Source organism: Roseburia sp. OF03-24 (assembly GCF_003463035.1).
GTDB lineage: Bacteria > Bacillota > Clostridia > Lachnospirales > Lachnospiraceae > Roseburia > Roseburia rectibacter.
Genome location: NZ_QSCK01000011.1, coordinates 108,914 through 117,490, shown reverse-complemented (window position 1 = coordinate 117,490; position 8,577 = coordinate 108,914). Strand labels below are relative to the sequence as shown.

General features: G+C 42.3%; 5 protein-coding genes. All 5 read left to right on the top strand.

Annotation, left to right across the window (positions count from 1 at the left end):
- Window positions 1-175 precede the first annotated feature (175 nt).
- Window positions 176-760, top strand: coding sequence for a signal peptidase I (lepB, locus tag DXA60_RS07520; protein WP_117920686.1), 585 nt, complete (start codon window positions 176-178; stop codon window positions 758-760).
- A gap of 61 nt (window positions 761-821) precedes the next feature.
- On the top strand, window positions 822-1,985 hold the full coding sequence (locus tag DXA60_RS07515) for a cation diffusion facilitator family transporter (RefSeq protein ID WP_117920685.1): 1,164 nt from the start codon (window positions 822-824) through the stop codon (window positions 1,983-1,985).
- Between the two features lie 39 nt (window positions 1,986-2,024).
- The gene (locus DXA60_RS07510; protein WP_117920684.1) at window positions 2,025-3,077 is read left to right on the top strand and encodes a response regulator; all 1,053 of its coding nucleotides are present in this window, start codon (window positions 2,025-2,027) and stop codon (window positions 3,075-3,077) included.
- 11 nt (window positions 3,078-3,088) lie between these two features.
- Complete coding sequence (locus tag DXA60_RS07505; RefSeq protein ID WP_243006809.1) at window positions 3,089-5,863, top strand: hybrid sensor histidine kinase/response regulator; 2,775 nt, start codon at window positions 3,089-3,091, stop codon at window positions 5,861-5,863.
- Window positions 5,860-8,535, top strand: a complete 2,676-nt coding sequence (locus DXA60_RS07500) for a DegV family protein (RefSeq protein ID WP_117920682.1) — start codon at window positions 5,860-5,862, stop codon at window positions 8,533-8,535. Before DXA60_RS07505 ends, DXA60_RS07500 begins: the two co-directional genes overlap by 4 nt.
- Window positions 8,536-8,577: the final 42 nt, after the last annotated feature.

Below are 8,577 nucleotides of genomic sequence, written 5' to 3'. Positions count from 1 at the left end.
AACCACCCTACACGAGGAAACTCATGTCACCCGCAAACCAGCATTTGGCGAGCAGCTCATCAGATGATTTCAGAAAAGAAGGTTTTTATTTTAATGTAAATGTGCTAAAATGATGTTTAATACAAAATATTTTGCTGCATAAAGAAAGCATTTATGGCATAAAGTGAGGACACAGATGGAAACAAAAAGACAGGATAACGAGACAAATATAGAGGAAAAACAGAAAAGTTCGGGTGCAGCACGGGAAATCCTAAGCTGGGTTCTGACTTTCGCATTAGCAATCGGAGCGGCATTTCTGATCAAAAATTATCTGATCATCAATGCGGATGTGCCGACAGGATCAATGGAAAATACGATCATGCCGGGAGACCGTCTGATCGGAAACCGTCTGGCATTTTTAAAGAGCACACCGGAGCGAGGGGATGTTGTGATCTTCCATTATCCGGATGACGAGGAAGAACTTTATGTAAAAAGGGTCATTGGACTGCCGGGAGAGGAAGTCCGCATCGAGGATGGAAAGATTTATATTGATGGAGATGAGACACCGCTTGAGGAAGATTATTTAAAAGAAGAATGGACAGTGGCGACGGGACCATATTTATTTGAAGTGCCGGATGACTGCTATCTGGTTCTTGGAGATAACCGTAATGATTCCTGGGATGCGCGTTACTGGGATAATAAATATGTAAGCATTGATAAGATACTCGGTAAGGGTGAGGTCATTTACTGGCCGCTGCAGGATATCAGAAAAATTAAGTAGAAAATTTATAAAAAAGAGTTTGACAGACAGAAGGTAAACATCAGGTGCAGGGGGTGCAGACATGATAACATTTCTTTCAAAGTTTTTTATCAGGGAAAAAGAGGATAAAGCGAAAATCAGGCAGGAGTACGGAATGCTTTGTGGTATGGTGGGGATTTTTTTAAACATCCTGCTTTTCTGTGGTAAATTTTTGGCAGGGACGATCAGCCGCTCGATCGCTGTAACTGCAGATGCATTTAACAACCTGTCTGATGCAGGATCTTCGGCAGTCACACTGATCGGATTTAAGTTAGCCGGGGCAAAACCGGACCCGGAGCATCCGTTCGGACATGGACGGATTGAATATGTGTCAGGACTGGTTGTTGCGGCAGCTATCCTTCTGATGGCATATGAGCTGATCCGTGATTCGCTGGTAAAGATCATTCATCCGGAAGAAACCGAGTTTTCTGTAATGGTGGTTGTGATCCTTATTGTTTCGATTCTCGTAAAATTGTATATGTATCTTTATAACAGCGGGGTGGCAAAAAAGATTGATTCTGCGGCAATGAAGGCAACAGCAACCGACAGCCTGAGTGATACCTGTGCAACGGCAGTGGTACTTGCAGCAACTTTGATCGGACATTTTACAGGGCTTTATGTGGACGGCTATTGTGGTGCGCTGGTGGGTGTATTTATCTTGTGTGCAGGCATTGGTGCAGCAAAAGATACGTTAAATCCACTTTTGGGACAGCCACCGGAAGAGGAATTTGTACAGAAAATTGATCAGATCGTAATGGCACATGAGGAGATATGCGGGATTCATGATCTGATCGTGCATGATTATGGTCCTGGAAGACAGATGGTGTCGCTGCATGCGGAAGTTCCGGCAGAGGGAAATATCTTAGAGATACATGATATTATTGATAATGTTGAAAATGAATTAAAAGAAAAGTTAGGCTGTGATGCGACGATACATATGGATCCGATCGTGACATCAGATGAACATGTCAGTGAGATGAAAGCTGCAGTGACATCCATTATCAAGGGAATCGATGAGCAGATCAATATGCATGATTTCCGTGTTGTGACGGGGCTTACACATACGAATATTATTTTTGATGTTCTGATACCATATAAATTTCATATACAGGATGACGAGCTGGTTGCACGCATTACATCACAGGTGAGAGATCGTCTTGGAAATAACTATTATGTCATTATAAAAGTCGATCATTCTTATGTATAAAAGAGCAGGGTAATTCAGGTTTTTACAAAGGAGAAGCGTATGCAGACACAAAACAGGGAACTGATCCTTTTGGTAGATGATGATCCGGGTAATCTGAAAAGAGCACAGACAATTCTTGGGGAAGAATTTCGAATTTCTGCGACTACATCCGGGAAAATGGCATTATCACTTCTTTCAAAAGTGACGCCGGATCTGATCCTTCTGGATGTAAATATGCCGGAAATGAACGGATTTGAAACACTGACAAAGATTCGCGAACTTGAAAATGGGGCTGCGATACCGGTTGTGTTTCTGACCGGTGATAATGATGCGGAGACAGAGACAAAATGTTTTGAAGCAGGGGCGATGGATTTTGTCGGAAAACCATTCGTCTCACAGGTATTAGTAAGCCGTGTGAAACGGATTCTGGAGAATAAACAGTATCAGAATCATTTAGAAGATATGGTTGCATCACAGGTTGCCCAGATCACGCGCATGCAGGATGAGGTGATCACCGGCATCGCAAACCTGATCGAAAGCCGTGACAACAGCACAGGACTTCATGTAAAAAATACGCAGAACTATGTGCGGATTCTGACGAGGGCGCTGCGTGAGCGGGGACTTTATGCAGATATACTTGATTATAATTATGAACTCAATACGGTAAAAGCATCGGTACTTCATGACATTGGAAAAATTAGGACGCCGGATGCAATCCTTTTAAAACCGGGAAGGCTTACTGACGAGGAGTTTGCTGTCATGAAAAAGCATACCGTAGATGGCTGTGAGATCATTGACGGGATCATAGGAACTGTGGAACATGAGGAATATGTGGATATTGCCAGAAAAATAGCAAGACACCATCACGAAAGATGGGATGGTACAGGATATCCGGATGGATTAGCCGGGGAGGAGATTCCGTTATGTGCAAGGATCATGGCGCTTGCAGATGTTTTTGATGCACTTTATCAGGAACGGTGTTACAAAAAAGCAATCCGTCCAGCATCGAAAGTATTTGAAATAATAAAGGAAAACAGCGGTTCCCAGTTTGATCCGAACCTTGCAGAAATTTTTTGTGAATTGCAGCAGGAAATTACGGATATCAGTGAATGAGGGGAAACGTTATGAAAAGAGAAATCGGGAAGGACAGAGCGGGACTGATCCCGTACATACTTTATACCATATATACGGTTTATATGGTAATGGCAGCAGTTTACTTAAAATGGCCTAGCTGGGTAGCTGCAGTGGTAGTCTGCGGACTTTTGGCAAGCATCGGGCTTCGGATTCTGTTAGGACGATCCGCAAAACTGGCAAAATTATTTTGTTCGGTAATGATCTGGATGAACATTATTTTATATACAGTTTTTACGGATGGATCGTCTCTTACCATGGCAACGGTTGCGGCAAGTGTCGTGATGTTGTCTCTTTTTGATCTGATCGAGATTAATTATATTTCGTTGGCAGCAACGCTTCTTTTGTTTGGTCTTGATACATTCCTGTTAGATAAAGTTAATTATGATAATCCGGTACGGGAAATGGAATTTTTTATGCAGTTTCTTGCGATCATCATCCTCGAACTCATGGAAAATAAACAGTTAAAGAACCGTATACAGCATGAAATCGAACTTGACGAGGCAATGCGTGAACTTGAAGAAGCGGAACATGCAAAAGATGATTTTATGGCAAATATTTCACATGAGATCCGCACACCGTTAAATTCGATCATCGGAATCGGCTCAGAGTTACTGGATGCGAAAGTGGATGATACGACCAAAGAGCAGTTATATGATATTACGGTCGCAGGCAGGAATCTGATGTCCTTAGTGTCTGATATTCTGGATTTCTCAGAACTTGAAAATGATACTATGGAGCTTGTGGAGGAGCCTTATAATATCACATCTGTGATCAATGATGTGGTAAATATGGCACATGTGTGGAATAAAGAAAAGAATCTTGAGATCATTGTGGATTGCGAGGCAGATATCCCGAATAATCTGCTTGGGGACAGTCAGAAGATCTACCGTATGATTTTAAATCTGATCAACAATGCGATCAAGTTTACGGATGCCGGAGGTGTCATTTTGTTTGTTGGCGCCCGCAAGGAACCATATGGTATCAATCTCATGGTGAAGGTAAAAGACACCGGAATCGGCATGAGTGAGAAAAATATAGATGCACTGGAAAATACATACAATCAGGTAGATACAACACGCGACAGACGAGCCGGAGGTGTTGGTTTAGGACTTGCGATCTCACGCAAAATGATCGCAAAGATGAATGGACATATGCATATCGAGAGTGTTCCTGATGTGGGGACAACCGTTTCCATTATCATACCGCAGAGAGTACTGACGGATATGCCGCTTGTATCTGTACGTGATGCAGGGGATAAAAAGATCGTTTTTTATATGAATCTCGAAAGATATCGCTTTGGGCAGCTTCGTGACGGTTATCTTGAATGTATACAGAGGATGATCGATCAGCTTCATGTAGATGCTGTGCGCTGCTCTACGATGCATGAGTTAAAGAACCGTATCGAACATGAAACATTTCAGTTCCTGTTTGTTGCGGATGTGGAATATTTTGAGGAACAGAGTTACTTTGACAGCCTGACCGACAAAATGAAAGTAGTTGTCATGGCAAACAGGGATTGTGATCTGCAGAAAGTCGGATCAGAAGTACAGCTTATTTACCGCCCAATCCATGTGTTCTCAATTGCCACTGTTTTAAATGGCGAAAAACTTCAGCAGGATGCTTATGATGAAAGGTGGCACCATGACAGATTCCGCGTAAAGGGAGCAAAAATTCTCGCTGTGGATGACAGTGCCATGAATTTAAAAGTTGTTTCAAGCCTGCTTAGCCATTATGGAATTACGATCGATACGGCACTAAGCGGCAAAGAAGCCATAGAGAAAATAAGTGACAGAAGCTATGATCTTGTGTTTATGGATCACATGATGCCGGAAATGGATGGTGTGGAATGTATGCACAGGATTCATGAACTGCCAGGTTTTCGGGAGAGAAAGATACCGGTCATAGCACTGACTGCCAATGCGATAGGCGGAGCCAGAGAGATGCTGATAAGAGAAGGATTTGATGATTTTGTTGCGAAACCGATTGAAAAGTCAGCAATGGAACGTGTCCTCCGCAAATATTTAAGTGCATTTATTGAAAAAGATACAGGGGAAGCAGAGAAAAATAAAACGGAAGTGGCTGAGAAAATATCTGGTCAGTCCAAAGAGGAACAGAGTAGAAGTAGTGAAGTATCCGGCGAGTCAGAAGAAAGACAGAATGGAAGCAAGAAAGTATCCGGCGGGTTATCAGAAGAAGAGAATTTTGAGGTGGCAGGTATTGACCATAAGTTAGGACTTTCCTATTTTGACGATAATGAAGCGGATTATATGGAGATCGTACAGTGTTTTTATGAACAGGGAAGAAGCCAGATCCAGACACTGCAGGAGTTGTATGATAAAAAAGACTGGGAAAATTATAAGATCAACATACATTCTCTGAAAGGACAGAGCCTGACGATCGGCGCAAAAGATCTTTCTGCAAAAGCAAAGAGAATGCAGGAAGCATGTGAGCATAAAAATGAAAATTATATCATACAAAACCATGTGGAGCTGATAGCAGATTATTGTGCGATTCTCGATGGACTGTCAAAATATGTAACGGCAGAGGGAGAAGAAAAGACCTTGTTACAGAAATTAGCGGCTGCGATCGATAATTTTGATCAGGAGGAGGCAATAAAACTGCTGGAAAACGTAAAAAATGAAGCAGGCAGTTCACTGACGGATTCGGATGCACAGATTATTGCTGATATGACAGAACAGATTGAACTGTTTGATTTTATCAGTGCAGCAGAAACATTAAAAAAATGGAGAGGTGACGTGCAATGAATAAGTTAAGTGACAGAATTATCCGGGTACTGATCCGGAAAGATGTTTCCATTCATGCACAGTTATTCCGGTTTATGTCACTGCTTGGAACGATTGCAATGGCAGTAGGCGGAGTTTATACGCTTGCCGAAGGGATGGAAATAAAAAATGTTATTGCATTGTTTGCCGGGGCATTTTTTATGGGAGTGCTTTTCTGGGCGGGAAAGAAATTTAAGCAATATGATATCTGTTCCTTTATTCTGATGCTGGGACTGAATGGGATTTTCCTGCCGGTTACATTTATGCGTTCCGGGGGTTTAAAAAGCGGTATGCCGCTCTGGTTTGTACTCGGTTTTATCTCACTCTTTTTTCTGCTCCGCGGAAAAGGACTTATTGCGGGAACAGTCATAACGATCATTGCAGATGCGGTCTGTTTTTATATAGCGATGGTTTATCCGGAGAAAATTGTTTATATGGAATCAGAATCTGTGGTTAACGTCGACATTATTGTAAGTACTGTTATAACTGTTTTTCTGACCTGTGCATTTATGTTTATTCAGATCACACTCTATGAGTATCAGCGAAAAGAAAATGAAAAACAGCAGGCAAAGCTAGTTGCTGCAATGAATACACAGAGCCGTTTTCTTGCCAATATGAGTCATGAGATCCGTACGCCGATCAATACGATCATAGGGTTAAATGAAATGACACTGCGGGAGGAGAATCTGTCGGACGATATTATTGAAAATGCCAATAATATCCAGAGCGCAAGTAAGATGCTGCTATCCCTGATCAATGATATTTTAGACCTGTCGAAGATCGAGGCTGGAAAAATGGAGGTTGTTCCGGCACGTTATGAGACAGGTAAGCTTTTCAGTGAGATCGTAAATACGACCTGGATACGTGCACATGAGAAAAATCTGGAATTTTGTGTCAACGTATCCGAAAAACTGCCGTCAATGTTATACGGCGATGAAATGAGGATCAAACAGGTTCTGACAAATATTTTAAGTAATGCGATCAAGTACACGCAAAAAGGATCTGTTACGTTGTTTGTGGAAGGGGAGCAGACAGGGACGGATGAAATCCTTTTAAAAATGTCCGTGATCGATACCGGTATGGGAATCCGGCAGGATGATATGAAATATCTGTTTGACAGTTTTAAACGGGTCAATGAGGGCAATACGAAAGGAATCGAAGGAACAGGACTTGGACTTTCCATCTGCAGCCAGCTCGTAAATCTGATGGGCGGTCAGATCACGGTTGACAGTATTTATCAGAAGGGTTCCACTTTTACGATCACGATTCCACAGAAGATCGTGAATGCTGCACCGCTTGGAAATCTCAACTACAACAGTTCATCGAGACATCAGAGGTCTTCCTACAAAAAGAGTTTTGAAGCTCCGGAAGCAAAAGTACTTGTTGTGGACGATAATGATATGAATCTGCTTGTTGCCAAAAAGCTGCTCCGGGAGACAAAAGTCCAGCTTTCCTTAGCACACAGCGGAATGGAATGCTTAAAGCTGACGGCGAAAAATAATTATGATGTGATCTTTATGGATCATATGATGCCGGAAATGGATGGAGAAAAAACCATGGATCTGATACGCAATCAGGAAGGCGGATTCTGCCGGAAAACACCGATTATCGCCCTGACGGCAAATGCAATGTCAGGAGCGGAAGAGAAGTATCGTAAAATGGGATTTTCCGATTATCTTGCGAAACCGATCAATGGCATTCTTTTTGAGGCAATGCTGCTTCGTTATCTGCCGAAGGAGCGTATTGAATATATGGTTGCTCCGGATGAGATCAGTGAAATGGACGGATTCCGTATTTTAGGGCAGAAGAAAAAACAGAAACTGATCATCAGTACAGATAATGTGGTAGATCTGCCGAATGATGTGGTAAGGCAGCTTGGAATACCGATGATGCATTATTTTGTAAACACGGAATACGGTCATTTTGAGGATATGGTGGAAATCCATTCGGACAGCCTGCTTTCTTATATTGAAAAAGATCAGTATGCAAAATCAGAAGCACCGACAGTCGGGGAGTATGAGACATTTTTTGGAAATCTGCTTGAGGAGGCAGAGCAGGTGCTTCACATCTGTATTGCTTCCGGATCGGGAAAGGGATTTGAGAATGCAGGAAAGGCAGCAGCCGGATTTTCCCATGTGCAGGTCTATGATTCGGGACATTTATCCAGTGGCACAGGACTGATGGTAATGCAGGCGGCAAACATGTCATTGAAAAACAGGGATATGGATGAGATAATACAGAAGTTAGATGAGATGCAGAAAAAAGTGCAGACAAGTTTTATACTTGACAGTTCTAAGCAGCTTTACCGCAGCGGGCTCTTAAATAAGCAGGTTTGGAAACTGACAGAGATGCTGCAGTGTCATCCGGTTTTGTCACTGCACAAAAAGAAAATAGTGCCGTCCGCGATCTTTTTTGGTGATACGGAGAATGTTTATAAAAAATATATTCGTGCGCAGATGGCGCGGTTTGCCTCCATTGATCAGAGAGTTTTGTTTATAACGTCTGCAGGGTGTTCAAAAGAGACGAAAGACATGATCTTAGAGGAAGTGCAAAAATATAAGCAATTCGATCAGGTATACATGCAGGAGGCGTCGGCGGCAATCACGAGTAACTGCGGAGCGGGGTGTTTTGGACTTATTTATATGTTAGAGTAAGATTTTAATGGTGCTGTTTGCATCATAAATATAGTACGAAAG

Bases quoted from the DNA above. Each gene is read 5' to 3' on its own strand.
- DXA60_RS07505 (WP_243006809.1), top strand. From the start codon at position 3,089: ATGAAAAGAGAAATCGGGAAGGACAGAGCGGGACTGATCCCGTACATA.
- DXA60_RS07510 (WP_117920684.1), top strand. From the start codon at position 2,025: ATGCAGACACAAAACAGGGAACTGATCCTTTTGGTAGATGATGATCCG.
- lepB (WP_117920686.1), top strand. From the start codon at position 176: ATGGAAACAAAAAGACAGGATAACGAGACAAATATAGAGGAAAAACAG.
- DXA60_RS07500 (WP_117920682.1), top strand. From the start codon at position 5,860: ATGAATAAGTTAAGTGACAGAATTATCCGGGTACTGATCCGGAAAGAT.
- DXA60_RS07515 (WP_117920685.1), top strand. From the start codon at position 822: ATGATAACATTTCTTTCAAAGTTTTTTATCAGGGAAAAAGAGGATAAA.